The organism is Streptomyces flaveolus, from assembly GCF_014648815.1.
Classification (GTDB): Bacteria; Actinomycetota; Actinomycetes; order Streptomycetales; family Streptomycetaceae; genus Streptomyces; species Streptomyces flaveolus.
Map to the genome: position 1 here is coordinate 469,125 of NZ_BMRV01000002.1, position 22,109 is coordinate 491,233.

Annotated in this window: 21 protein-coding genes and 1 pseudogene; 6 read left to right on the forward strand and 16 right to left on the reverse strand. The window is 72.9% G+C overall.

Annotation, left to right across the window (positions count from 1 at the left end):
* Positions 1–61 precede the first annotated feature (61 nt).
* Positions 62–1,180: a hypothetical protein gene (locus IEZ05_RS06020; RefSeq protein WP_189228950.1), complete on the forward strand. Its 1,119-nt coding sequence runs from the start codon at positions 62–64 to the stop codon at positions 1,178–1,180.
* Positions 1,181–1,191: 11 nt separating this feature from the next.
* Here IEZ05_RS06020 and IEZ05_RS06025 read toward each other — a convergent pair whose 3' ends face one another.
* The 3 genes from IEZ05_RS06025 to IEZ05_RS06035 form a co-directional block, all read right to left on the reverse strand.
* Positions 1,192–2,028: an MBL fold metallo-hydrolase gene (locus IEZ05_RS06025; RefSeq protein WP_189228951.1), complete on the reverse strand. Its 837-nt coding sequence runs from the start codon at positions 2,026–2,028 to the stop codon at positions 1,192–1,194.
* A gap of 135 nt (positions 2,029–2,163) precedes the next feature.
* Positions 2,164–2,676 carry a peptide-methionine (S)-S-oxide reductase MsrA gene (gene msrA, locus IEZ05_RS06030; protein ID WP_189228952.1) on the reverse strand — a complete coding sequence of 171 codons (513 nt, stop codon included), beginning with the start codon at positions 2,674–2,676 and terminating at the stop codon, positions 2,164–2,166.
* Between the two features lie 124 nt (positions 2,677–2,800).
* Positions 2,801–3,733, reverse strand: coding sequence for a LysR family transcriptional regulator (locus tag IEZ05_RS06035; RefSeq protein WP_189228953.1), 933 nt, complete (start codon positions 3,731–3,733; stop codon positions 2,801–2,803).
* A 120-nt stretch (positions 3,734–3,853) separates the two neighbouring features.
* Here IEZ05_RS06035 and IEZ05_RS06040 point away from each other — a divergent pair, with 120 nt between their 5' ends.
* Positions 3,854–5,101, forward strand: coding sequence for an MFS transporter (locus IEZ05_RS06040; protein ID WP_189228954.1), 1,248 nt, complete (start codon positions 3,854–3,856; stop codon positions 5,099–5,101).
* Here IEZ05_RS06040 and IEZ05_RS37040 read toward each other — a convergent pair.
* Both IEZ05_RS37040 and IEZ05_RS06045 read right to left on the reverse strand, forming a co-directional pair.
* Positions 4,992–5,270, reverse strand: a pseudogene (locus IEZ05_RS37040) (hypothetical protein); the annotation flags it as partial. The gene IEZ05_RS06040 and the pseudogene IEZ05_RS37040 sit on opposite strands and share 110 nt — an antisense overlap.
* 92 nt (positions 5,271–5,362) lie before the next feature.
* Positions 5,363–6,406, reverse strand: coding sequence for an NAD(P)-dependent alcohol dehydrogenase (locus tag IEZ05_RS06045; protein WP_189228955.1), 1,044 nt, complete (start codon positions 6,404–6,406; stop codon positions 5,363–5,365).
* A gap of 153 nt (positions 6,407–6,559) precedes the next feature.
* Here IEZ05_RS06045 and IEZ05_RS06050 point away from each other — a divergent pair, with 153 nt between their 5' ends.
* Entirely contained in the window at positions 6,560–7,435 is an 876-nt protein-coding gene (locus tag IEZ05_RS06050) for a helix-turn-helix transcriptional regulator (protein ID WP_189228956.1), read from the forward strand.
* Between the two features lie 21 nt (positions 7,436–7,456).
* Here IEZ05_RS06050 and IEZ05_RS06055 read toward each other — a convergent pair whose 3' ends face one another.
* Complete coding sequence (locus IEZ05_RS06055) at positions 7,457–8,605, reverse strand: macrolide family glycosyltransferase (RefSeq protein WP_189229218.1); 1,149 nt, start codon at positions 8,603–8,605, stop codon at positions 7,457–7,459.
* Between the two features lie 104 nt (positions 8,606–8,709).
* On the reverse strand, positions 8,710–9,348 hold the full coding sequence (locus IEZ05_RS06060) for a CatB-related O-acetyltransferase (RefSeq protein WP_189228957.1): 639 nt from the start codon (positions 9,346–9,348) through the stop codon (positions 8,710–8,712).
* Positions 9,349–9,432: 84 nt separating this feature from the next.
* Here IEZ05_RS06060 and IEZ05_RS06065 point away from each other — a divergent pair, with 84 nt between their 5' ends.
* On the forward strand, positions 9,433–10,098 hold the full coding sequence (locus IEZ05_RS06065) for a TetR/AcrR family transcriptional regulator (protein ID WP_189228958.1): 666 nt from the start codon (positions 9,433–9,435) through the stop codon (positions 10,096–10,098).
* Between the two features lie 10 nt (positions 10,099–10,108).
* On the opposite strand, the gene IEZ05_RS06070 is transcribed toward IEZ05_RS06065, so the two are convergent.
* The 4 genes from IEZ05_RS06070 to IEZ05_RS06085 form a co-directional block, all read right to left on the reverse strand.
* Positions 10,109–10,792 (reverse strand): ABC transporter ATP-binding protein, encoded by a 684-nt coding sequence (locus IEZ05_RS06070; protein WP_189228959.1) that lies wholly within the window; start codon positions 10,790–10,792, stop codon positions 10,109–10,111.
* A 34-nt stretch (positions 10,793–10,826) separates the two neighbouring features.
* Positions 10,827–12,299, reverse strand: coding sequence for an ABC transporter permease (locus IEZ05_RS06075; RefSeq protein ID WP_189228960.1), 1,473 nt, complete (start codon positions 12,297–12,299; stop codon positions 10,827–10,829).
* Between the two features lie 152 nt (positions 12,300–12,451).
* Complete coding sequence (locus tag IEZ05_RS06080) at positions 12,452–13,699, reverse strand: L,D-transpeptidase (RefSeq protein WP_189228961.1); 1,248 nt, start codon at positions 13,697–13,699, stop codon at positions 12,452–12,454.
* A 222-nt stretch (positions 13,700–13,921) separates the two neighbouring features.
* Entirely contained in the window at positions 13,922–14,275 is a 354-nt protein-coding gene (locus IEZ05_RS06085) for a hypothetical protein (RefSeq protein ID WP_189228962.1), read from the reverse strand.
* 109 nt (positions 14,276–14,384) lie between these two features.
* Between IEZ05_RS06085 and IEZ05_RS06090 the strand changes: the two genes are divergently transcribed.
* Positions 14,385–14,702, forward strand: coding sequence for a hypothetical protein (locus IEZ05_RS06090; RefSeq protein WP_189228963.1), 318 nt, complete (start codon positions 14,385–14,387; stop codon positions 14,700–14,702).
* Positions 14,703–14,832: 130 nt separating this feature from the next.
* Here the strand turns inward: IEZ05_RS06090 and hutH are convergent, their stop codons facing one another.
* From hutH to IEZ05_RS06105, 3 genes are all read right to left on the reverse strand, one after another.
* A complete protein-coding gene (gene hutH / locus IEZ05_RS06095) occupies positions 14,833–16,371 on the reverse strand; it encodes a histidine ammonia-lyase (protein ID WP_189229219.1) in 1,539 nt (512 codons plus the stop codon).
* 97 nt (positions 16,372–16,468) lie between these two features.
* Positions 16,469–17,617: a GGDEF domain-containing protein gene (locus tag IEZ05_RS06100; protein ID WP_189228964.1), complete on the reverse strand. Its 1,149-nt coding sequence runs from the start codon at positions 17,615–17,617 to the stop codon at positions 16,469–16,471.
* A gap of 77 nt (positions 17,618–17,694) precedes the next feature.
* Positions 17,695–18,495, reverse strand: a complete 801-nt coding sequence (locus IEZ05_RS06105) for an enoyl-CoA hydratase/isomerase family protein (protein WP_189228965.1) — start codon at positions 18,493–18,495, stop codon at positions 17,695–17,697.
* A gap of 216 nt (positions 18,496–18,711) precedes the next feature.
* Between IEZ05_RS06105 and IEZ05_RS06110 the strand changes: the two genes are divergently transcribed.
* Positions 18,712–19,383, forward strand: a complete 672-nt coding sequence (locus tag IEZ05_RS06110; RefSeq protein ID WP_229869581.1) for a hypothetical protein — start codon at positions 18,712–18,714, stop codon at positions 19,381–19,383.
* Between the two features lie 27 nt (positions 19,384–19,410).
* On the opposite strand, the gene IEZ05_RS06115 is transcribed toward IEZ05_RS06110, so the two are convergent.
* Entirely contained in the window at positions 19,411–20,550 is a 1,140-nt protein-coding gene (locus IEZ05_RS06115; protein ID WP_189228966.1) for an adenylate/guanylate cyclase domain-containing protein, read from the reverse strand.
* Positions 20,551–21,135: 585 nt separating this feature from the next.
* A complete protein-coding gene (locus IEZ05_RS06120; protein ID WP_189228967.1) occupies positions 21,136–21,999 on the reverse strand; it encodes a biotin--[acetyl-CoA-carboxylase] ligase in 864 nt (287 codons plus the stop codon).
* Positions 22,000–22,109 lie beyond the last annotated feature (110 nt).

The following is a 22,109-nucleotide window of genomic DNA, read 5'->3' on the forward strand; positions in this document are numbered from 1 at the left end:
TTTTCCACAGGCACCCGGCACAGGTTGGCCAAGTGGCGGCGGCGTCTGGTTCGCTGGTGGCATGGAGATTCTCTGGGTCCTGATCGCCCTGGTCATGCTGGGCTTCGTGCTGCTCCCCGTGCTGCGGCGCCGACGGAGCGCGGTCGGGCTGGTCCCGCCCGGCCACCCGGACGCCGCGGACCCCGCGAACTACGGCTTCGCCCGCGAGGAGGAGCTGGACGTCCGCATGCCGGGTCCCGACCAGGACCTGCTGGACGTCCTGGACCTGGTCCAGCGCACGCAGGACTACCGCGGAGCGCAGCAGCTGCTCGCCGGCACGGAGACCGACGGCGAGCGCCGCTGGCAGCGCGTGCAGGCGTTCGCGGGTGCCGCGTCGCTGGAGCTGCAGCAGCGGCCCGGCGGGGTCGGCGAGATGCCGGGCGGGCAGTGGCTGCGGGTGTGGCGGGCGGAGGCCCCCAAGGACGCGGGCGGCGCGGCGGTGCACGCCGAGTTCCTGGTGCAGCAGGCGTGGCGGACGGCGACGCCGGGCACGGACGAGTTCCGGATCATCATGGAGGAGGCGAAGGCGGCGTGCGGTGAGGCGGCGCTGCTGGCACCCGGCGATCCGGTCCCGTACATCATCGAGCTGTCGGTGGCGCGCGGCCTGGCCTACCCGCGCGAGGAGTTCGAGCAGCTGTGGCTGAAGATCCTGGACCGCGCCCCGGCCCACATGGGCGCGCACCTGGCCGCCCTGCCCTACTGGTGCGAGAAGTGGCACGGCTCGCGGGACCTGGCGTACTCGTTCGCGGAGGCCGCCGCGGCCCGCGCGCCCCAGGGGTCACTGCTGGCCGCGATGCCGCTGTTCGCGGTCTTCGAGCACCTGCCCGAGGTCAATCTGGTCAGCGGTTTCTACCAGGGCGAGGTCGTCACCAAGGCGGTCCACGGCGCCCTGCACGCGGTCCACTCGGCGCGCCCCGACGACCCGACGCAGGCGCACGTGCGCCATCTGCTGGTCTTCTTCCTGGTCCGCGGCGAGCGCTGGGCGGAGGCCATGAACCAGCTGATGGTGATCGACGGCCATGTCGGCGCCCTGCCCTGGACCCTGTCGCCCGACCCGGCGGCGGAGTTCGCGGTCTACCGCGCCCTGGCGGTGGCGGGCTACGAGGCGAACGGCGGCAGCCCGGCGACGCTGCCGCACTGAGCCGCCGCGCGTCATCCCGGGGTGCCGGGCGGGGGTGCGTGCCCGCCGCCGGCGGGCTCGAAGCCGGCCAGCATCTGCTCCAGCGCCGCCTGGTCCGGCCCGGTGAAGGCCGGTGCCCCGGGTGCCGTGACCAGTGTGTCGATCATCGGCCCCGTCATTGCCGGGGCCGGCGGCAGATGCGTGGAGAGAACGAGTTCCGGCTCCCTGTCCCGCAGTTGCCGGAAGGTGCCGAGGAACTTCTGGACGTCCACGTTGTGCACCCACGGGCTGTCGACCGTGGCCCACAGCAACTGCGCGGCCCGCAGGTCCTCCGCGCCGACCGCACCGGCGTCATCGGCGTGTGCCAAGTCGGCACTGGGCATGGGCCCGCCGAAGCAGTCGGAGCTGAAGCAGGCCCCCGACCGGTCGTCGAAGAGGCCGACCGTGGCCGGGTTGTCGTACAGGGGCGGCCGGAATCCCGTGAGGGTACGGTCGCCGGCGTCCAGTTGCTGTCCCGGGTTGAGCAGGTACAGGCGATCGAGCGGCAGCGGCCGTTCGCAGGACATGAACCCGGCGGACAGGAAGGTGGTCACGAGGCGCGCCTGTGGCGCCGCGTCCAGCAGATCGAAGATTCCGCCCGTGTGGTCGCGGTCCGGGTGCGTGAGCCAGATCCATCGCACGTCGGCGGGATCCAGCACGGATGCGACCGCTTCCAGGAAGTTCCGGTCGGGCAGCCCGAGTCCGGTGTCGATCACGACGGGCTGCGCGGCGTGCAGGACGAAGGCGTTCACCGGGAGGTACCCGATCCCCGGCACCTCGATGCTGTCGTTCAGGACGCTGATGTCCGGGCGTACTTGGTGTACCGGCATCTCAAACCTCCACGCCCCCAGGGTGGTGATCGCGCCGCGGCCTGCCCTTCCATCGTCGTCCCTTTCCCGGGGCCCCGCACCCCAGGCACGGGCGCGGCGGCGGCCCGGCCGGAACGCCCGGCCGGGCCCCTCGGGTCAGCCCTCCGTGCGGGCGGGCAGTCGCCATCCCGGGCGCGGGAAGTGGCAGGTGTAGCCCTCCGGGTAACGCTGCAGGTAGTCCTGGTGCTCGGGCTCGGCCTCCCAGAAGGGGCCGACCGGCTCCACCTCGGTGACGACCTTGCCGGGCCAGAGTCCGGAGGCGTCCACATCGGCGATCGTGTCCTCGGCGATCCGCTTCTGCTCGTCGTCGACGTAGTAGATCGCCGAGCGGTAGCTGAGGCCGATGTCGTTGCCCTGGCGGTTCTTGGTGCTCGGGTCGTGGATCTGGAAGAAGAACTCCAGGATCGCGCGGTAGTCGGTCACCTCCGGGTCGAAGAGGATCTCGATGGCCTCCGCGTGAGTGCCGTGGTTGCGGTACGTCGCGTTCGGCACGTCACCCCCGGTGTATCCGACCCGGGTCGCGGTCACACCCGGAAGACGGCGGATCAGCTCCTCCATCCCCCAGAAGCATCCGCCCGCCAGCACGGCCCTCTGCGTCTGCGCAGCCATTACGGCCCCTCCAAAATCGTTCGGTCCGGTCGCTCGGGCTGCCCGGCTCGCACACCGCCGGCATTCCTCGCCCGCTTCCCTCAACGCACGAGGGTTCCGCGCGATTCCGTGCCCGCCGGGCCGCTCACCGTGTCATGGCCCAGGACGGCCGCCAGGACGGGCCGGGGGGCGGTGGCAGGGTGGCGAGGTGGTCGATGACCGCCCTCAGGCCCGGGTGCGGATTGGTCGCGGGGAGCATGAGCGAGAGCGGGTAGGCGAGCGTCGGGTTCACGATCGGGATGCGCCGCAGGTCGTGCTGGGCCGGCCAGATGTACCGGTCACGCGCGCCGACGAGGGTGGCGACGTCGGCGGAGTCCGCGAGGGTGTCGAGGAGCACCTCGTTGCCGAAGTTCGGGCCGGTCGCGTCGATACGCAGGTCGAAGGCCTCGGTGAGCTGGTCGTAGAAGTCCGCCCACTCGCTGCGTGGCGCGATGCCGGGCACCCAGATCCGCAGCCCGCGCAGCCGGGACGGTGTCAGGGTGCGTGCCGAGGCGAGCGGGTGTCTGGGGCCGACGAGGAGTTCCAGCGGGGAGTCGAAGGCGTGCATCATCCGCACGTCGGGCGGCAGCGTGGCCGGATCGGTGACGCTGCGGAACGAGGCGTCGATCTCGCCCGCCTGGACGGCGGCGGCCGCCACGTGGGGGTCGTCGACCCTGAGGGTCACCACGTCGAGGTCGGTCCCGGGACGCGAGCGCCAGTAGTCGTGCAGGACGACGGCCTGCGCGCTCCGCAGGCCGAGCACGTCGATCCGCAGGGCCCGCGAGGCCGGCCTGACCGCGGCGACGGCACGGTCGACACCCGCGACGATGCTCCGGGCGTGCGGGAGGAGCGCCTGGCCGTCCAGCGTCAGTTCGACCCCTCGGGCGGTACGGGTGAACAGGCGGGCTCCCAGCTCGCGTTCCAGGGCGGCGATCCGCTTCGAGACCGCCTGCTGTGTCACGCCCAGCTCGTCGGCCGCGTGCTGGAGCTGTCCCAGCTCGGCCGCCCGGACGAACGATCGCACTGCCTCGGTGTCCATGGGAGCACCCTAAGCATGCTCAACCTGTGGTTGTGGCTCACCCAAGGGCGGTTGTTTGATCCTGGGCTGCCATGACCGATGTGATGGGCGGACCCAAGCATCGGTTGTTCCGGAGGAGTCGTGCGCGTGGGACCGGGGTCCGATTTCGGCCGGCTGTGGCTGGCCTACGCCGTCAGCACGTACGGCACGTGGACGGCGTTCGGCGCCTTCCCGCTGATCGCGGTGCGCGTGCTCCACTCGTCGGCGTTCGCGGTTTCCCTGCTGGAGGCGGCCGGGCTCGCGGTCGCGGCGATCGCCGCGTTCCCGCTGGGGCCGTGGGTCGAGCACCGGGCCAAGCGTCCGGTGATGATCGCCACGGACCTGGCCCGGTTCCTGGCAATGGCGAGCGTCCCGGTCGCGTACGTCCTCGGCCTGCTGTCCTACGTCCAGCTGCTGGTCGTCTCGGTCGTCTCCGGGACCGCGGGCATCGCCTTCACCGCCGCGTCCGGCGCCTACCTGAAGCACCTCGTCCGCGGTGACCGCCTCCTCGTCGCCAACGGCAGGTTCGAGGGCACCAACTGGGTGGCGACCGCGGCGGGCCCGCCCATCGGCGGCGCGCTCGTCGGGCTGCTCGGCCCGGTCGTCACGGTCCTGGCCGACTCCCTCAGCTACCTGCTGTCCGCGCTCGGCATCCTGCGCATCCGCGGCGGCGATGTCGCGACACCACGCGACCCGGCGACCGGGTCGGGCCGAGCCGGTCTTCTCGCCGGATGGCGGTTCATCCTCCACGACCGGGTCCTGCGGCGGCTGTTCCTCAACTCGGTCCTGGTGAGCGGCCTGATCATGGCCACCGTCCCGCTCCTGGCCGTCCTCCTGCTGGGCGAGTACGGCTTCCCGGCCTGGCAGTACGGGATCGCTTTCGGTATCCCGGCGCTCGGCGGCTTCGTGGGCGCCCGCCTCTCGGCCCGCCTGGTGAGGCGCTACGGCCGGTACCGGGTGATGGCCGTCTCCGGCTGGCTGCGGTCCCTCTTCCCGCTCGGTCTCGCGTTCGTCCGGCCCGGCGTCCCCGGGCTCCTCACCGTGATCGTCGTCGAGGGCCTGCTGATCACCTGCATGGGCGTCTTCAACCCGATCTACGCCACGGAACGCCTGCAACGGACCCCCGCGGACCGTGCCGCGCGGGTCATCGGTACGTGGAGCGTCAGCAGCAGACTCGTACAGGCCGCTCTGATGATGATCTGGGGCGTCCTCGCCGGCCTCACCGGCCCCCTGACCGCGATCACCGTCTCGGGCGTCCTCCTGCTCGCCACCCCGCTCCTGCTGCCCCGGCGGACGCACATGACCGGCCTTGCGTCCGCCGCTCCGCCGGAGGGCGTCCCGGCCGCGTGACCCACCGCGGTGCCTCAGCCGGCCGTCCGGACCTCGCCCCCCTGCCGCCCCAGGCCAGGAGGCGGAGCCGGGATGCGGTGCCGATCTTCTCGGACGAGGCGAGGATGGAGGTGTCCGCGGCCCGTGCGGCCAGGGCGCGCTTCATCGCGGCTTCCTCGGCGTCGCCGGTCCACCCGACCCCGGTGGGAGCCACCCGGCCCCAGGAAGCGGCCGAGCGCGCCCCCGGAGGGACGCGCTCGGCCTGCGGGTGCGGTCGACCGGTCAGATCGTCGCCGTGTCGATCACGAAGCGGTAGCGGACGTCGCTCGCCAGGACGCGCTCGTAGGCCTCGTTGATCTCGGACGCGGCGATCAGCTCGATCTCGGCGCCGATGCCGTGCTCCGCGCAGAAGTCCAGCATCTCCTGGGTCTCGGCGATGCCGCCGATCATCGAGCCGGCGAGGGTCTTGTTGCCGCCGATGAGGGAGAAGAGGTTCAGCGAGATCGGCTCCTCGGGGGCGCCGACGTTCACCAGGGCGCCGCCCGTCTTCAGCAGGCCCAGGTACGCGCCGAAGTCCAGGGGCGCGGAGACCGTGGAGAGGATCAGGTCGAAGGAGCCCGCCAGCTCCTCGAAGGTCTTCGGGTCGCTCGTCGCGTGGTAGTGGTCGGCACCCAGCTTGAGGCCGTCGTCCTTCTTGCGCAGGGACTGGGAGAGGACCGTCACCTCGGCGCCGAGGGCGTGCGCGATCTTGACGCCCATGTGGCCGAGGCCGCCCAGGCCGACGACGGCGACCTTCTTGCCGGGGCCCGCGCCCCAGTGCTTGAGCGGGGAGTACGTGGTGATGCCGGCGCACAGCAGCGGCGCGGCAGCGTCCAGCAGCAGTCCGTCCGGGATGCGCAGGGTGAAGGCCTCGTCGACGACGACCTTCTGCGAGTACCCGCCGTAGGTGGGCTCGCCGTCCTTGCCGACGCCGTTGTACGTCGGCACGTTGCCGCGGACGCAGTGCTGCTCGACGCCCGCCACGCAGTTCTCGCACTCACCGCAGGAGTCGACCATGCAGCCGACGCCGACGTGGTCGCCGACCTTGAACTTCGTCACACCGGAGCCGACCGCCTCCACGACGCCCGCGATCTCGTGGCCGGGGACCATCGGGAAGATGGCCTCGCCCCAGCCCTCGCGGGCCTGGTGGATGTCGGAGTGGCAGATGCCGGCGAACTTGATGTCGATCAGGACGTCGTGCTCGCGCACCTCGCGCCGCTCGATGGTGGTGCGCTCCAGCGGAGCCTTGGCGGCGGGGGCGGCGTATGCGGCGACAGTGGTGGTCATGCCGGAGTCTCCGGGATTCTCGTAGAGGGGTGTTCGCTCTCCACCCTGCCTCTCCCGCCGGAGTCCACCCAGACCACGGTTGTGCCTACGTCCAGCGTGCCTACCACCAGCGGGGACAGGCTCCTGTGCGTACGACCGGGAATACTGGAGGGCATGGATGGACAGCTGGACCGGCGTGCCGAACTGAGCGAGTTCCTTCGGACCCGGCGGGCCCGGCTGAAGCCGCAGGACGTGGGGCTGGCGGAGTACGGACGGCACCGCCGGGTGCCCGGACTGCGCCGCGAGGAGCTGGCGCAGCTCGCCGGCGTGTCCGTGGCGTACTACACACGGCTCGAGCAGGGCAACGGACAGAACGTGTCGACGGAGGTCCTGGACTCCATCGCCCGGGCGCTCAGGCTCACCGACGCCGAGCACGCCCACCTGACGCACCTCGCCAAGCCGAAGCAGCAGCGCAGGCGGGCCTCGGCGGGGCGGGCGCAGCAGCCGGTGCGGGTGGCGCTGCTCCAGCTGCTGGAGTCGATCGACACGGTGCCCGCCTACGTGACGGGCCGCCGGTCGGACATCCTTGCCTGGAACCGCATGGCCGCCGCCCTCTTCGGCGACTGGGGCGAACTGCCGGCCCAGGAGCGGAACTGGGCGCGGCTGGTCTTCCTGAACCCGGAGTACCGCGAGCTGTTCGTCGACTGGGACCAGAAGGCGTACGACATGGTCAGCTTCCTGCGCATGGACGCGGGCCGGCACCCGGACGACCCGCGGCTGTCCGCCCTGGTCGGCGAGCTGTCCGTGAAGAGCGAGGAGTTCCGGCGGCTGTGGGCCACGCACGACGTCAAGGAGAAGAGCTACGGCGTCAAGCGGATGCGGCACCCGCTGGTCGGCGACCTGACCCTGTCCTTCGAGACGTTCCGCCTGGTCGACGACGAGGAGCAGGCGTTCATCACCTACCACGCCGAGCCGGGCTCGTCGTCGGCGGAGGCGCTGCGGCTGCTGGCGAGCTGGGGGACGGACGCGGCGGCCTCGCTGACGCCGTGACCCTGCGGCCGGCCTCCGCTCTCAGGCCAACGCCTCCTCGACGAGGTCGGCGGCGCGCCGGGTGCCGCCCTCGGCGCGTGTGTCGGCACGCAGCCGTGCCGACCGGCGGCGCACCTCCGGGTCGGTGAGCAGGCCGTGCAGGGCCGCCCGCAGGGTCTCGGCGGTGGCGTCGGCGGTGTCGACGCGCCGGGCCACGCCCAGTTCCATCAGCCGGTCGGCGTTCATGAACTGTTCGGCGGCCTGCGGTACGGCGATCATCGGGACGCCCGCCAGCAGTCCCTCGCCACAGCCGCCCATGCCGGCGTGGGTGACGAACGCGTCGGCCCGCTCCAGGATCGCCCGCTGCGGAACCCAGGAGTGGACCTCGACGTTCGGCGGGATCTCGCCGAGTTCCCGGGGGTCGGTGTGCGTGCCGATCTGGAGGACCACGTGCAGGCCGGGCCGGTCGCCGAAGGCCGCGAGGCACTGGCGGTAGAACTCCGGTTGCCGGGTGTACGCCGAGCCCAGGGAGATCAGCAGCACGGTCTCCGCGTCCGCGGGACGGGTCCACGTGTCCGCGTTTTCCGGCGCTTCGAGGCAGGGGCCGACGAAGGTCACCGTGCCCGGGTCGACCCGGTCGGCGTGCGGCTGCATCGCCCGGGGGATCAGGGCCAGGGCCCGGGCAGGGGGGCCGGAGAAGGCGTCGACGTCGGTGGTGGCCGCCCCGCACTCGGCGAGCCACCGGGCGAACCTCGTCCGGTACGCGTCGGCGCCGGGCAGTCTCCGCAGGGGTGCCCCGACGTCCTGGTCGTAGCCGTCCCAGGCCACGAACGTCGGGGACAGCTGGAGGACGGGCCGCCTCTGGGACTCGGCCAGGGCGCGGGCGGCGTAGGCGCCGATGTCGTACAGGTACAGGTCGGCCGGGTCGTCGTCGTAGGCGGCGCGCAGTCGGGGCAGTGCCTGGACGGCGTCGTCGAGGAAGAGACTCATCGCGGCGACGGGGTCCTGGGGCCAGTCGTTGTCGGCGACCGGCAGTACGGAGGGGCAGGGGACGGGCTCGGCACCGGTCGGAGCGATCAGGTCGCCGACCGCCGGGTCGTTGGCGTAGGTCACCCGGTGGCCGCGTGCCACCAGTTCGCGGATGACCGCGAGGCTGGGCAGCACGTGACTGACGACGGGGATGCCGACCATCGCGATGTGGGCAGGACGCCGGGGCACGACGACACCTCGTTCCGGGTTGCGGGGCGGGCGGGGGCGGGGGTCCGGCCGTCCGGGGTCACGGGGACCGGCCGGGGTCACGGGGCCACGGCCTCCAGTCCGGCGACGGTGCCCGACATGATCGTGCGGATGTGCTCGGTGAGGTGCTCGACGGGCCAGTCCCACCAGGCCACCGCGAGCAGCCGGGCGATGTCGGACGCGTCGTAGCGGGTGCGGATCAGCCGGGCGGGGTTGCCGGCGACGATGCCGTAGTCGGGCACGTCCGAGGTGACCACCGCGCCGGTGCCGATGATCGCGCCGTGCCCGATCCGTACGCCGGGCAGCACGGTGGCGCCGTGGCCGAACCAGACGTCGTTGCCGACGACGGTGTCCCCGCGGCCGGGCAGGCCGGTGAGCAGGTCGAAGTGGTCGGCCCAGGAGCCGCCCAGGGTGGGGAAGGGGAAGGTGGAGGGACCGTCCATGCGGTGGTTGGCGCCGTTCATGAGGAAGCGCACGCCGGTGCCCAGGGCGCAGAACCTGCCGATCACCAGCTTCTCCGGGCCGTAGTGGTAGAGCACGTTGCGGGTCTCGAACGCGGTCGGGTCGTCCGGGTCGTCGTAGTAGGAGTACTCCCCCACCTCGATGAGCGGCGACTTCACCAGCGGCTTGAGCTGCACGACGCGCGGCTGCCCGGGCATCGGGTGGAGCACGGTCGGATCGGCGGGGACGAGTGGCATCGCGGTTTCCAGCTCCATTAATGCGACGGCTGATGCATTAGGATGCTGCCACGTCCCCACGTCCATGAGCAATCGGGATTTCCCATGACCGACCCGCCGGGCCCTCCGCCGGACCGCGGCCGCCCCGCCGACGACCGCCCCGCCGACGGCGCGCCCGCCTCCCCGGGCGCACGCCGGCCCGGGGGCCGTACCGCCCGTGTCCGGGCCCAGGTGATCGCCGCGGTGTGTGCCGAACTCGGTGACCACGGTTTCGAGGGGCTCACGCCGGAAGGCGTCGCGGCCCGCGCGGGCGTGCACCGCACCACGGTCTACCGGCGCTGGCGGGATGTCGGCGGCCTGCTCGCCGATGTCCTGGACGCCGCGGGCGAGGACGACTGGCAGCCCCCGGACACCGGATCCCTGCGGGGCGACCTGCTGGCGCTCAACACCGAGATCCAGGAGTCCCTCGTCGCCCGGCCGTCGGTCGCCGCGGCCCTGATCGCCGCCTCGTTCCGCTCCGAGCAGGCCGCCCGGGCCCAGCAGCGGCTGTGGGAGGACCGGTACACGCGCTGCGAAGCCGTCGTGGAGCGCGCCGTGCGGCGCGGCGAACTCCCGTCGGACACCGACGCCCGGCGCCTGCTGGTCGCCTCGACCGCGCCGCTCTACCACCACCTGGTGCTGCTGCGGGCCGCTCCCGACCCGCGGCTGCCCGAACAGGCCGCCGCCACGGCCACGCTGGCCGCGGCGGCGGGGGCCTTCGCCCGCCCGTGACGGCCGGGGCTCACGCCGAGGCGTTCTCCCTGATGCTGATCCGCCCCTTGCGGATCGTGGCCAGGCGCGGGGCCTTCTTCGCGATCGCCGAGTCGTGGGTGACCATCACGAAGGTGAGCCCCAGCTCCTGCCACATGCGGTCGAGTACGTCCATGATCTCGTCGCGCGTCGACTCGTCGAGGTTTCCGGTGGGTTCGTCGGCGAGCAGCACCTTCGGCTGCTTGACCAGCGCACGGGCGATGGCGACCCGCTGCTGCTGGCCGCCCGACATCTCGCCGGGCAGATGACCGAGCCGCTCGCCGAGCCCGACGGACTCCAGCGCCTCGGCGGCCTTCTCGCGCCGCTCCTTCGTCCTGACGCCGAGTGGGACCAGCGCGGTCTCGACGTTCTCCTGCGCGGTCAGGGTCGGTATGAGGTTGAAGGACTGGAAGACGAAGCCGATGCTCTCGCTGCGCACCCGGGTCAGCCGGGCCTCGGGCAGCTTGGCCAGGTCGGTGCCGTCGAGGACGATCTCGCCGGAGGTGGGCCGGTCCAGGGCGCCCAGCATCTGCAGCAGGGTGGACTTGCCGCCGCCGGTGGGGCCCTGGATGACGAGCCGGTCGCCGTCGGCGATGGTCAGGTCGACGCCGTCGAGGGCGTGCACGGTGTCCTTGCCGCGGGTGTAGCGCTTGGTGACGCCGCTGAGTTCGTACATGGTGCAACTCCTGGGAAAGGTGTGGAGGTTGGCGCTACTCGACGCGGCGCAGGGCGTCCGCGGGGCGCAGCCGGGAGGCGCGCCAGCCGCCGAAGCCGCCCGCGACGAGTCCGCCGGCCACGGCGAGGGCGACCGCGAGGGCGATGGTGGTGAGGCTGACGGGCGCGGTGAGCGCGATGTCCAGGGTCTTCGCGGCGGTCCCCCGGCCGGGGCCGCCCATGCCGCCACCCCCGAAGCCGCCGACCGCGCCTCCGCCGCCGGTGCCGCCGCCGAGCTGGGCCTCGAGCGTCGGGCTGACCGCGGTGACGGCGTACGCGCCCGCCAGGCCGAGCGCGATGCCGAGGACGCCGCCGACCAGGCCGTTGACGACGGCCTCGCCGACCACCTGCCGGGTCACCCGGCCCGAGCGCCAGCCCAGCGCCTTGAGCGTGCCGAACTCGCGCACCCGGCGGGAGACCGCCGAGGAGGTGAGCAGGCCGGCGACGAGGAACGCGGCGGCCAGCACCACGACGGAGAGCCACTTGCCGACGCCGGCGGCGAGGGAGGAGGCGGTGGACAGCGACCCGGAGACGGTGTCGGCGAGGTCGGCGGACGTGGTGACCGTGGTGCCCGAGATGTTCTTCTGGATCGCGGACTTGACGCCGTCGATCTGCTGCGAGTCGGTCGCCTTGACGTAGATCGTGGTGACCTTGTCCTTCGCGTCACCCAGCGTCTGGGCCTGCGCCAGGGGCACGTAGAGGTTGGCCGCCGCGTCGCCGCTGTCGGCCGTGGCGATGCCCACGACCAGGAACTTCGTGCTCTTGATGGTGACCGTGGAGCCGGTCTTGAGCTTCTTCTCCCTGGCGTACGCCGCGTCGGCGACGGCGACCTTGGCGTCGGTCTCCGACGTCTTGAAGGTACGGCCGCTGGTGATCGAGGAGGAGGTCAGCGGGCCGAGCGCGGGCTCGGTGACGTCGGTGCCGTAGACGGAGTAGCTGTTGACGTCGAAGTCCGCGCCACCGCCCTGGACGCGGCCCTCGGGGGCCTGCTGGGCGCCCGGCCCGCCGTCCTGTCCCTGGCCCTGGCCGCCGCCCGAGCCGTCCTGCTGGAACTGACCGCGTGTGAACTGTCCGCTGACCTTGACGACTTGCAGGCTCAGCCCGCCCACCGCGTCCGCGACGCCGCTCTGCCCGGCGACCTTGCCGACGGTCGAACTCGCCAGTGTCTGGAAGCCCTGCACCATGACGCGGTCGGTGCTCTGCTCCTCCTCGGAGCCGTCGTCCTGCGCGTCGAAGCGGAAGCGCGGCCGTTCGGAGGTGCTGGGGGTGGGCGACGCGGCCTTGGTGACCGTCATGTCCGTGCCCAGGCCGTACAGGGACTGCAGGACCTTGTCCTGAGCCCTGCCCATGCCGGAGGAGACGGAGTCGACGACGATGACCAGCGCGATGCCCAGCGCCAGGCCGGAGGCGACGACGAGGGCCGCCCTTCGGCGGCGGCGCAGCTCGCGCCTCAGGTAGGTGAAGAACATGGCCGAAAGGTAGGGACGGCCCGTGATGAAGGGATAAGGCCCGCGTAAGAGGAGGATGAGAAGCGGGGGGGGAACGGCGGACGCCCGCCGCCCCCGGTGAGGGGCGACGGGCGTCCGTCGTGAAGTCGCGGTGAGCCGCGGGAGGTTCGGCGTCAGACCGCCGAACCCGCCTTCCACTGGGCCCAGTCCATGTTCCAGCCGTTGAGGCCGTTGTCCGGGGCGATGGTCTTGTCGCCGGTGTTCTGGACGACGACCACGTCACCGACGATGGAGTTGTTGTAGAACCAGGCGCCCGGCGTGTTCGGGTCGTCGGCGCCCTTGGCGTCCTCCAGGCCCACGCAGCCGTGGCTGGTGTTGGCGCTGCCGAAGATGCCCTTGCCCCAGTAGTTGCCGTGGATGAAGGTGCCGGAGGTGCTCAGACGCATGGCGTGCGGCACGTCCTTGATGTCGTACTCGCCCTTGCCGTCGTCGTCGGTGAAGCCGACGGTCGAGCCGTCCATCCGGGTCTCCTTGTACTTCTCGGAGATCACCATCTGGCCCTCGTAGGTCTTGTTGTCGGGCGAGCCCGCGGAGATCGGGATGGTGCGGACGGTCTTGCCGTCCTGCGTGACCTTCATCTGCTTGGTCTTCGCGTCGACGTACGAGACCTGGTTGCGGCCGATCTTGAAGGTGACCGTCTTCTGCTGGACGCCGTAGACGCCGTCGGCGCCCTCGACGCCGTCGAGCGCCAGCTTGAGGGTGACGGTGGAACCCTCCTGCCAGTAGTTCTCGGGGCGGCAGTCCATGCGCTGGGTGCTGAACCAGTGGCAGGCGACTTCCTGGCCGCTGGTGGTGTTGACGGTGATCGCCTTCTGGACAGCGGCCTTGTCGGTGATCTCCTTGTCGAAGTTGATCGACACGGGCATGCCCACACCGACGGTCTTGCCGTCGTCCGGGGTGAAGGTGCCGATGAAGCTGTTGCTCTTGGAGACCGTGGTGAACGAGGAGTTCTCGTGGGCGGCGCGGCCCTCGGAGTCCTGCGCGGTCGCCGTCAGCTTGTAGGTGGTGGCCCGCTCCAGCTGGGTGCTGGGCTTCCAGCTGGTCTTGTCGGCGGATATCTCGCCCTTGACCTCGGTGCCGTCCGTCGTGGTCATCTTGACCTCCGTGAGCGTGCCCTTGCTCACGGTGACGGTGGCCGAGTTGTTGATGGAGGCGTTGTCCGAGCCGTTCTCAGGCGTGATCTTGATCTGGGCCTCGGAGGTCTTCTTGGCTGCCGCCTCGTCGACCTGCGCCTGCGAGGTGCCGTCGTCCCCACCCCCGGAGGCGCCGGCGTCATTGCTGGAACATGCCGAAAGCACCAGCACACCGCCGAGCAGTGCGGACGCGGCCGCCAGGCCCTTGCGCCGCTTACCGTCCGTCATCACACGCTTCTCCATCGTTGCCGATTCCCGAAACCCCGAGCTCCCCCGTCAAGACGTTCAACGCTACGACCGGTTCGTCCCGTTCCATATCGTCAGCCGGTGTGGGACATACCACTCCGCCTCGGGGCGATGGTGGTGCGGGGGCCGGTCGGTGCGCCCCTTGAGACGGCGAAACCCCTGACGGCGGTTGCCGCCGGGGGGCACGATTTTCCCCACGGCGCGTCAGCCGGCCGCTGATTTCCCGTCTTCCGGATCGTCCTGGCCGCCATCATCCTCGTCCAGGTCCCAGTCGGGCGAGTCGGGGTCGTAGTCGATCTGCTCACTGCTCCAGGAGGCCTGCTGGAGTTCAATCCCGGGCACCGCGCTGACCAGGTCGAACGGATCCACGAGATAGGCCAGGGCCTCGGCGGTGTCCTCGGTCACAGCACGCTCGGCGTGCGCCCGTTCCGCGTCGGGCAGCTCGGAGTCGTCAGCGAGGGTCTGCAGCGCGGCTCCGGTGACCGCCTCCTCGTCGTCGATCGCCAGGACGAGGTCCACGCGAAGCCGCACAAAACGTGATGTCTCTGGAGTGCTCATGCCCGGAGAGTACGACCGACCGCTCCCGTGACTTTCCTGTGACCCGCGCCTTTCACTAACATCTGCCCACACGGCCAATTCGCCAGCGCCACAAGGGGATCGATATTCCGTGTCATCCGCTCGCCGTCCGTTGCTGACCGCCGCCGCCGCGGGGGGCCTGCTGTGCGCCCTGTGGTTCGTCCCGTCCGCGAACGCGACACCCGGGACCCAGGCCGCGGGTACCGCCTCCACGAGCCCGTCCCCGCAGGTCACCGAGCAGGCCAGAGCCGTGTCGACGGACACGGCGGCCACCGGCGAGCAGAGCGCCCGGCTGGCCGACACCGGAAGCTTCGACAGCACCCCGTACGTCATCGGCGGCACCGCCTGTCTCGGCCTCGGTGCGGGGTTCGTCGTGTACTCGGTGCGCCGGGAACGCCTTGATTTTTGAAATCACTTGACGTTCTTTTGGCAATCTTGACTTTGCCGGGCGCCGCCCCGCGTGTGCGCCGTCGCCCGGGGAGTCGCCGTCATGCCACGGGGCCCGTCGCACAGCTGCGCGACGGGCCCCGTGGGCTCGGCTAGCGCAGCGGTCCGGTGACCGTCTCCGCCGCCGCCACCAGGCTCCCCGCACGCACGAAGGCGTCCGCGGCGGCCAGGTCGGGGGCGAGGAACCGGTCCGGTCCGGGGCCCTCGACACCGGCCGCCCGCGCGGCGTCGATGACCGCCCGCGAGGCCGGCGCCGGGGTGAGGCCCTCGCGGAGCTGGATCGCGCGCGTGGCGGCGTACAACTCGACGGCGATCACCCGGGTGAGGTTGTCCACGGCCGTGCGCAGCTTGCGCGCCGCCGACCAGCCCATGGACACATGGTCCTCCTGCATGGCGGAGGACGGGATGGAGTCCGCCGAGGCCGGTACGGCGAGCCGCTTCAGCTCGCTGACCAGGGCGGCCTGCGTGTACTGGGCGATCATCAGGCCGGAGTCCACGCCAGCGTCGTCCGCGAGGAACGGCGGCAGGCCGTGGCTGCGGTTCTTGTCGAGCAGCCGGTCGGTGCGCCGCTCGGCGATGGAGCCGAGGTCGGCGACGGCCACGGCGAGGAAGTCCAGGACGTAGGCGACCGGGGCGCCGTGGAAGTTGCCGTTGGACTCCACGCGCCCGTCGGGAAGGACGACGGGGTTGTCCACGGCCGCCGCGAGCTCCCGCTCGGCGACCAGGCGGGCGTGGGCGATCGTGTCGCGCCCGGCACCGGCGACCTGCGGGGCGCAGCGCACCGAGTAGGCGTCCTGGACGCGGGGGGCGTCGTCCTGGTGGTGGCCGGTCAGGCCGGACCCCTTGAGCACGGCGGCCATGTTGGCGGCGCTCGCGGCCTGTCCGGGGTGCGGGCGGATGGCGTGCAGCTCGGGCGCGAGCACCCGGTCCGTGCCGAGCAGGGCCTCCAGGGTCAGCGCCGCGGTGACGTCGGCGGACTTGTAGAGGGTGTCGAGGTCGGCGAGGGCCATGACCAGCATGCCGAGCATGCCGTCGGTGCCGTTGAGGAGCGCGAGGCCCTCCTTCTCGCGCAGCTCGACGGGGGCGATCCCGTGCTCGGCGAGCAGCTCGCCCGCCGGCCGTACGGTGCCGTCGGGACCCTCGGCGTCCCCCTCGCCCATGAGGGTGAGGGCGCAGTGGGAGAGCGGCGCGAGGTCGCCGGAGCAGCCGAGGGAGCCGTACTCGTGCACGACCGGGGTGATCCCGGCGTTGAGGACGTCGGCCATGGTCTGCGCGACCTGGGGGCGGACGCCGGTGTGCCCGGAGCAGACGGTCTTCAGACGCAGGAACATCAGCGCGCGCACGACCTCGCGCTCGACGCGCGGCCCCATGCCGGCGGCGTGCGAGCGGACGATGTTGCGCTGCAGCTGGGCGCGGAGGTCCGGGCTGATGTGCCGGGTCGCCAGGGCGCCGAAGCCGGTGCTCACGCCGTAGACGGGGTCCGGCTTGGCGGCCAGCGCGTCCACGATGCCGCGGGCCGCGGCCAGCGCCGCCACCGCTTCCTCGGAGAGCTCGACCCGGGCGCCGGCACGCGCCACGGCGAGGACGTCGGACGCGGTGACCCCGGACGTCCCCACCACCACAGTGTGCATATTCATATTCAGGAGCGTACGCAGTGAATTCGATGATGTCACCCCTGGTCGCGGGGGGCACCCCTTACCCGGACGGCGCGGGGGCGCCGCACGGTCCCTAGGGCGAATGGCGCCCGCGGAAACGCCGCCGCTCCCCGTTCTCCTCCCGGGGCGGCTGGTCCGCCAGCCGCACGACGGGATCGTCGGGTCCCTCGCGCCCGGCCACCACCGGCCGGTCGGCCCGCTCCGCCTTGGCCCGGTACTGCGCGGCGTCCGCCAGCCGGAACAGCCGGCGGGCGGAGCGAACGGGCCCCACGGGGTCCTCGGTGGACGCGACCCCGCAGGCCACGCCGTCGCCCAGCTCCAGCTCGGCCGCCCGGCGGCACAGCTCCTCGGCCGCCTTGACCACCGCGTCGGCGGGCGGCCCGACCGCGAGCAGACAGAACTCGTCACCGCCGAGCCGGGCCGCGAGCGCCCCCGGCAGCATGGCCCCGCACAGCGACAGCACCGACCCGAAGCGCTCCAGGAGCCGGTCGCCGACGGCGTGCCCGTGGGTGTCGTTCACCCGCTTGAGCCCGTTGAGGTCGCACACGACGAGGCTGACGACGACACCCTCCGTACGGTGCCGCTCCACCGCCTCGTCCAGACGGGTGTCGACCGCCCTGCGGTTGGCGAGCCCGGTGAGCGCGTCGGTGTACGCGAGGCGCCGGACCTCCTCGAGCCGCTCGGTCTGCGCGATCCCGGCGGCCACCACCGAGGCCAGGACGGTGGCGAAGTCCGCGTCGCCCCGCGCGAAGACGGCCTCGCCCACCGGTCGGGCCACGTACAGCTCGCCCCAGGCGCGGCCGTGCAGCACGATCGGCGCGACCACGCAGCAGCCGCGCCCGCGGCGACGCAGGGCCGCGACGCGCTGGTGGACGTACCCGGGGCTCCCCGCCGCGGGTCCCGCGGCCGTCTCGACCCAGGCGTCGGGCTCGCCGCCGCCGGCCCAGCGCTCGTGCAGGAACTCGGTGATCTCCGCGAACTGGTGCACGGGGTAGGACTCGTCCTCGGGGAACTCCTCCTCGTCCTCGGCCCGCTCGCCCACGTTCACCAGGACCCGGAGCCGGCCGAGCTCGCGCTCCCACACCGACAGGGCCGCGAAGCTGCCGCCCAGCGCCCGGCAGGCGCCCAGGGCCGCCGCCCGCCACGCCTCCCGGGAACTGTGCGCGGCGGCCATGCCCTGCGCCAACGCCACGACGGCCGCGAGCCGTCTGTCCTCACCCATCACTCCAGGCTAGGGACGATTTACCCAAAAGTGGACATGGGTGACGCGAACGGGGGCCGGAACGGACCCTTCGCCCGTCACTCCCCGGGCCAGCGCGGCGCCCGCTTCTCGTTGAACGCCGCGACCCCCTCCGCCCGGTCCCCCGAGAAGGCCACCGACCGCCACGCCGCGTCCTCTACCTCGAGGCCGGCCCGCAGATCCAGCCCGTGCCCGAGCCGCAGCGCGCGCTTGGCAGCCCGCAGCCCCACGGGCGAGTTCGCGGCCATCCGGGACGCCAGGCCGAGCGCCTCCTCGCGGTCCTGCCCCTCGCCCACCAGCTGGTCGACGAGGCCCAGCTCGCGCGCCTCCGCGGCCTCCACCCGCCGCGCCGTGAACACCAGCTCGGCGGCGCGCGCCGCCCCCACCCGGCGCGGCAGCAGCTGCGTACCGCCGCCGCCCGGGATCACCCCGACCGACACCTCGGGCAGGCCCACCACCGCCGTGGGGTCGGCCACGATCACGTCGCACGACAGCGCCAGCTCGAAGCCGCCGCCCAGCGCGAACCCGTGCACGGCCGCGACCGTCGGCACCGGCAGCTCCAGCACCGCGGTGTACGCGCCCCGCGTCACCGGCCGCTGGCGCAGCAGGTCGGCGTCGGAGAAGGAGTTGCGTTCCTTCAGGTCCGCGCCGACGCAGAACGCCCGCTCGTGCGTCGAGGTCAGCACCACCACCCGTACGTCCCGGTCCTCGCCCAGCGCCGCGCACGCCGCGCCGATGGACCGGGCCATCGCGGTCGAGACGGCGTTCATGGCCTTCGGCCGGTCGAGGGCGAGCTCCGCGACATGCCCGTCCCCGTGCCGCCGCACCAGGACGAACTCTCCGAACCGCTCCTCGCTCATGACACCCTCCGGTTAACGCGGGTTAACAACTCGACGGCCCGATCATCGCAGGCGCGGGGGCGCGGGGAAAGGCCGGGCGCGTGCCGCCGCGGGACCACGCCCCCGTCCACCCGTTCGAGTGACATCCGGTCGATGCCGCCGGCCCGGCACGCCGCAGCGCCTATGGTCGCTCGCCAAGCGCAGCGGCGGGGGGCACCTGCGCACCGGGGAGGGTTCATGACGACGACGGACACGCCGACCACACCGCGCCCGCGGCTTCCCCGGATCCGGGGCCGTCATCGCCGGCCGCGTCCCCGCAAGGCCGTCCTCGCGGTCGGCGGCCTGGCGCTGGCGGCCGGCGCCCTGAGCCTCGTACGCCTGGTCCCCGAGCCCGGGGGCGGCGCCCTGGACGGCTACGGCGCCGAGGCCGCACCGCGCGTGGAGACGGGCAGGAACGGCACGGGGGACTCCGACGAGCACCCGGGCACCGGCTCCACCTCGGGCGGCGGCGCCACGCCCGGGGTGAGCCCGTCGGCGACGTCCGTCATGGGCGGCCTGAGCGCGTCCCCCCGACCGGGCGACCCGATACCGGACCCGTCCGCGAGCGGCTCCACGACACCACGCCCGCCGGCGTCGGGTGCTTCCGCCGCGGACCCGTCGGCGGCCGGCTCCACGACCGTCCCACAGCGCCCGAACACGCCGGACACCCCGCACGCGCCGGGCACCGGCGCCGGGGATCCGACGCCCGCCGAACCGCAGCCCCCGCAGCCCCCGGACGCCGGCACTCCCACGCCGCGCCCCACGCCCGCGCCGAGCCGCACGACGCCCGCCCCGCGTCCGGAGCCGCCGGGGGGACTGTGCGTGCCGCTGCTCGGGCTGTGCGTGGACCTGCTGGACGGCGACGGCTGACACCCGCCCACGTCCGCTCCCGGCCGTCTACTCCCCGCCGTCGCCCCGCCGGGTGAGCAGCCACGGCTCGACCACGCCGAGACCACGCACCGGCCGCTGCCACATCGGCTGGAGCCCGAAGCGGTACGCCGGGGGCTCCTCGCCCTCCTTCTCCGCCGCGGCGGCCTCCTCGGCCGCCTCCGCCTCGGAGGACGGGGCGTCGCCGGTGCGGATCAGCTCCTCGGCGAAGGCGGAGTCGATGAGCACGGCGTCCTTGGGGGCTATCGAGGTGAGCCGGGAGGCCAGGTTCACGGTCGTCCCGAAGACATCGCCCATACGGGTGGTCACCGTGCCGAAGGCGAGGCCGACGCGCAGCTCCGGCATGGTCTCGTCGTTCGCCATCGTCTCGATGAGGCGCAGCGCGATCTCGGCGGCGGTGCCCGCGTCGTCGGCGGCGTACAGCACCTCGTCGCCGAGGGTCTTGATCAGGCGCCCGCCGCGGGCGGCCACCAGGTCGGCGGCGGTGGTCTCGAAGGCCTCGACGAGCTCGCCGAGCTCCTCCTCCTCCATCCGTCGGGTCAGCCGCGTGAAGCCGACCAGATCGGCGAAGCCGACCGCGAGGCGCCGGTCCACCATCTCCTCGTCGTCACCGGCCTGCACGACCCGGCCGGTCGCGGCGGCGAGCTGACGGCGCCAGACGTAGACGAGGAACTCCTCCAGCTCCGGCAGCAGCAGCTCGACCAGCGGATACGTCACCTCGGTGCGGGTCATCCCCGGCTCCGGCGGCTCGGTCAGGCCCTCCAGGAAGGAGTCGATCTGCCACTCGGCCAACCGGGCGGTGGTCTGCCCGGTGGACCGGGCCACCTGCACGGCCATGGCCTCGCTGAGCAGCCCCGCCTCGACCAGACCGGCCAGGCGGCGCAGGGCCAGGACGTCGGCCTCGGTGAGCGCCTTGGCCTGGCCTATGTCGGCGAAGCCCATGGCCCGCCAGAAACGCGAGGCCAGCTCCATGGAGACGCCCGCGCTGCGGGCGGCCTGGAAGGGGGTGTAGCGACGCTCGGCGCCCAGGATCAGTCCCTCGAGGCGCAGCGCGAGCGGGTCCTCGCCGGAATCGGCGGAATCCGGGTCGGGCTCGGGGTCCACCCGGCCGTCCCCGTCCGCGCCGGAGCCCGTGTCGTCGACGGTCACGCCTGCTGCCCTTCCGATCTGCCGCGGTCAGGTTCGACCGGCCCCAACTTTACGTCAGGTGTGCCCCAGCTCACTCCCGCGAGCCGTCTCCCGACGGGACGCGTAACCCGGCGTTGCGGGGTGCCCGGCGTGCATGTGGGCCGGGGGTGGGTTCGCGTGGCCCGGCGTTGCCGGGGTGCCTCCCAGGCCGTTCAGGCACTGGGGGAAGGCACGACTGCCCGCAGCCGGGGCGGAGGCGAGACGGCCGTCAGCCGCGTACGGCGCGGAGGGGACGTGTCGGGGGGTGTCCGCCCGCAGCGGTTGGCGCGTCAACGCCCCGCCTGCTCTTGAGGGACCGATTCCGCGCCGTTCCGAGGACGGACACCCCCCGACACGTCCCCGACCCACAGCACCCCGCACCGCGCTACCCGCACCCCCACCGAACCCGCACAGGCCGCCGCAGGCAACGACGCCCCACCACCGGAGGCACCCGCAGGCCCCCCGCCCCACCGCCGGAGGCACCCGCAGGCCCCCGCCCCACCGCCGGAGGCACCCGCACAGGCCGCCGCAGGCACCCCGCGCCACCGCCGGAGGCCGCACGCACCCTCACGCCAAGCGCAGGTGCACGATGTCCCCCGCCCCCACCGGCTCCTGCACCCCCGCCTCCGTGGCCAGCACCAACCGCCCGTCCCCGTCCACGGCCACCGCCTCCCCCACCAGCGACCGATCCCCCGGCAGCTCCGCCCGCACCACCCGCCCGAGCGTCGCGCACCCCGCCGCGTACGCCTCCTGCAGCCCGCTCACCGCCGGGTCCCCTTCGGCCGACCGCCACCGCCCGTACCAGTCCTCCAGCGCCCGCAGCACCCCCCGCAGCAACGGATCCCGGTCCGTGCTCACCGCCCCGGCCAGCGCCAGCGACCCCGCACGCGGGACCGGCAGCTCCTCCGCCCGCAGCGTGACGTTGACACCGACACCGATGACCACACCGTCACCGGCCCGTTCCGCCAGGATCCCCCCGGCCTTGCGCTCCTCGCCGCCCACCGTGACGAGCAGGTCGTTGGGCCACTTCAGGGCCGTGTCCACCCCCGCCGCCCGGGCCAGCCCGGTCGCGACCGCGACGCCGGTGAGCAGCGGCAGCCAGCCCCAGCGGGCCACCGGCACCTCCGTGGGCCGCAGCAGCACGGAGAAGAAGAGACCGGAACGGGCCGGTGCCGTCCACTGCCGGTCGAGACGCCCCCGCGCGGCCGTCTGCTCCTCGGCGACGAGCACGGCGCCCTCGTCCGCCTTCCCCTCCGCGGCGAGCGCCACCAGGTCGGAGTTGGTGGAGCCGGTGCTCTGCACCACGTCCACCTGCCGCCACAGCCCTCCCTCGCGCACCAGTCCCCGGCGCAGCGCCGTGATGTTGAGGGGCGGCCGGTCCAGGTCGGACCAGCGGCTGTGGGAGGGGTCGGAGCCATCTCGGGGTGTCATGCAACCCACACTAGGTGTGGGAAACACCGCACTGCCGATCGGAGGACCCCCTACTACTCTACGGATGAGTAACCGTCCCCCCTTTTGAGCAGGCAGGGAGCCGCATCCCG

Coding starts and splice junctions, on each gene's coding strand:
- IEZ05_RS06020 (WP_189228950.1), top strand. CDS start 62: ATGGAGATTCTCTGGGTCCTGATCGCCCTGGTCATGCTGGGCTTCGTG.
- IEZ05_RS06025 (WP_189228951.1), bottom strand. CDS start 2,028: ATGCCGGTACACCAAGTACGCCCGGACATCAGCGTCCTGAACGACAGC.
- msrA (WP_189228952.1), bottom strand. CDS start 2,676: ATGGCTGCGCAGACGCAGAGGGCCGTGCTGGCGGGCGGATGCTTCTGG.
- IEZ05_RS06035 (WP_189228953.1), bottom strand. CDS start 3,733: ATGGACACCGAGGCAGTGCGATCGTTCGTCCGGGCGGCCGAGCTGGGA.
- IEZ05_RS06045 (WP_189228955.1), bottom strand. CDS start 6,406: ATGACCACCACTGTCGCCGCATACGCCGCCCCCGCCGCCAAGGCTCCG.
- IEZ05_RS06050 (WP_189228956.1), top strand. CDS start 6,560: ATGGATGGACAGCTGGACCGGCGTGCCGAACTGAGCGAGTTCCTTCGG.
- IEZ05_RS06055 (WP_189229218.1), bottom strand. CDS start 8,605: ATGGTCGGCATCCCCGTCGTCAGTCACGTGCTGCCCAGCCTCGCGGTC.
- IEZ05_RS06060 (WP_189228957.1), bottom strand. CDS start 9,348: ATGCCACTCGTCCCCGCCGATCCGACCGTGCTCCACCCGATGCCCGGG.
- IEZ05_RS06065 (WP_189228958.1), top strand. CDS start 9,433: ATGACCGACCCGCCGGGCCCTCCGCCGGACCGCGGCCGCCCCGCCGAC.
- IEZ05_RS06070 (WP_189228959.1), bottom strand. CDS start 10,792: ATGTACGAACTCAGCGGCGTCACCAAGCGCTACACCCGCGGCAAGGAC.
- IEZ05_RS06075 (WP_189228960.1), bottom strand. CDS start 12,299: ATGTTCTTCACCTACCTGAGGCGCGAGCTGCGCCGCCGCCGAAGGGCG.
- IEZ05_RS06080 (WP_189228961.1), bottom strand. CDS start 13,699: ATGACGGACGGTAAGCGGCGCAAGGGCCTGGCGGCCGCGTCCGCACTG.
- IEZ05_RS06085 (WP_189228962.1), bottom strand. CDS start 14,275: ATGAGCACTCCAGAGACATCACGTTTTGTGCGGCTTCGCGTGGACCTC.
- hutH (WP_189229219.1), bottom strand. CDS start 16,371: ATGCACACTGTGGTGGTGGGGACGTCCGGGGTCACCGCGTCCGACGTC.
- IEZ05_RS06100 (WP_189228964.1), bottom strand. CDS start 17,617: ATGGGTGAGGACAGACGGCTCGCGGCCGTCGTGGCGTTGGCGCAGGGC.
- IEZ05_RS06105 (WP_189228965.1), bottom strand. CDS start 18,495: ATGAGCGAGGAGCGGTTCGGAGAGTTCGTCCTGGTGCGGCGGCACGGG.
- IEZ05_RS06110 (WP_229869581.1), top strand. CDS start 18,712: ATGACGACGACGGACACGCCGACCACACCGCGCCCGCGGCTTCCCCGG.
- IEZ05_RS06120 (WP_189228967.1), bottom strand. CDS start 21,999: ATGACACCCCGAGATGGCTCCGACCCCTCCCACAGCCGCTGGTCCGAC.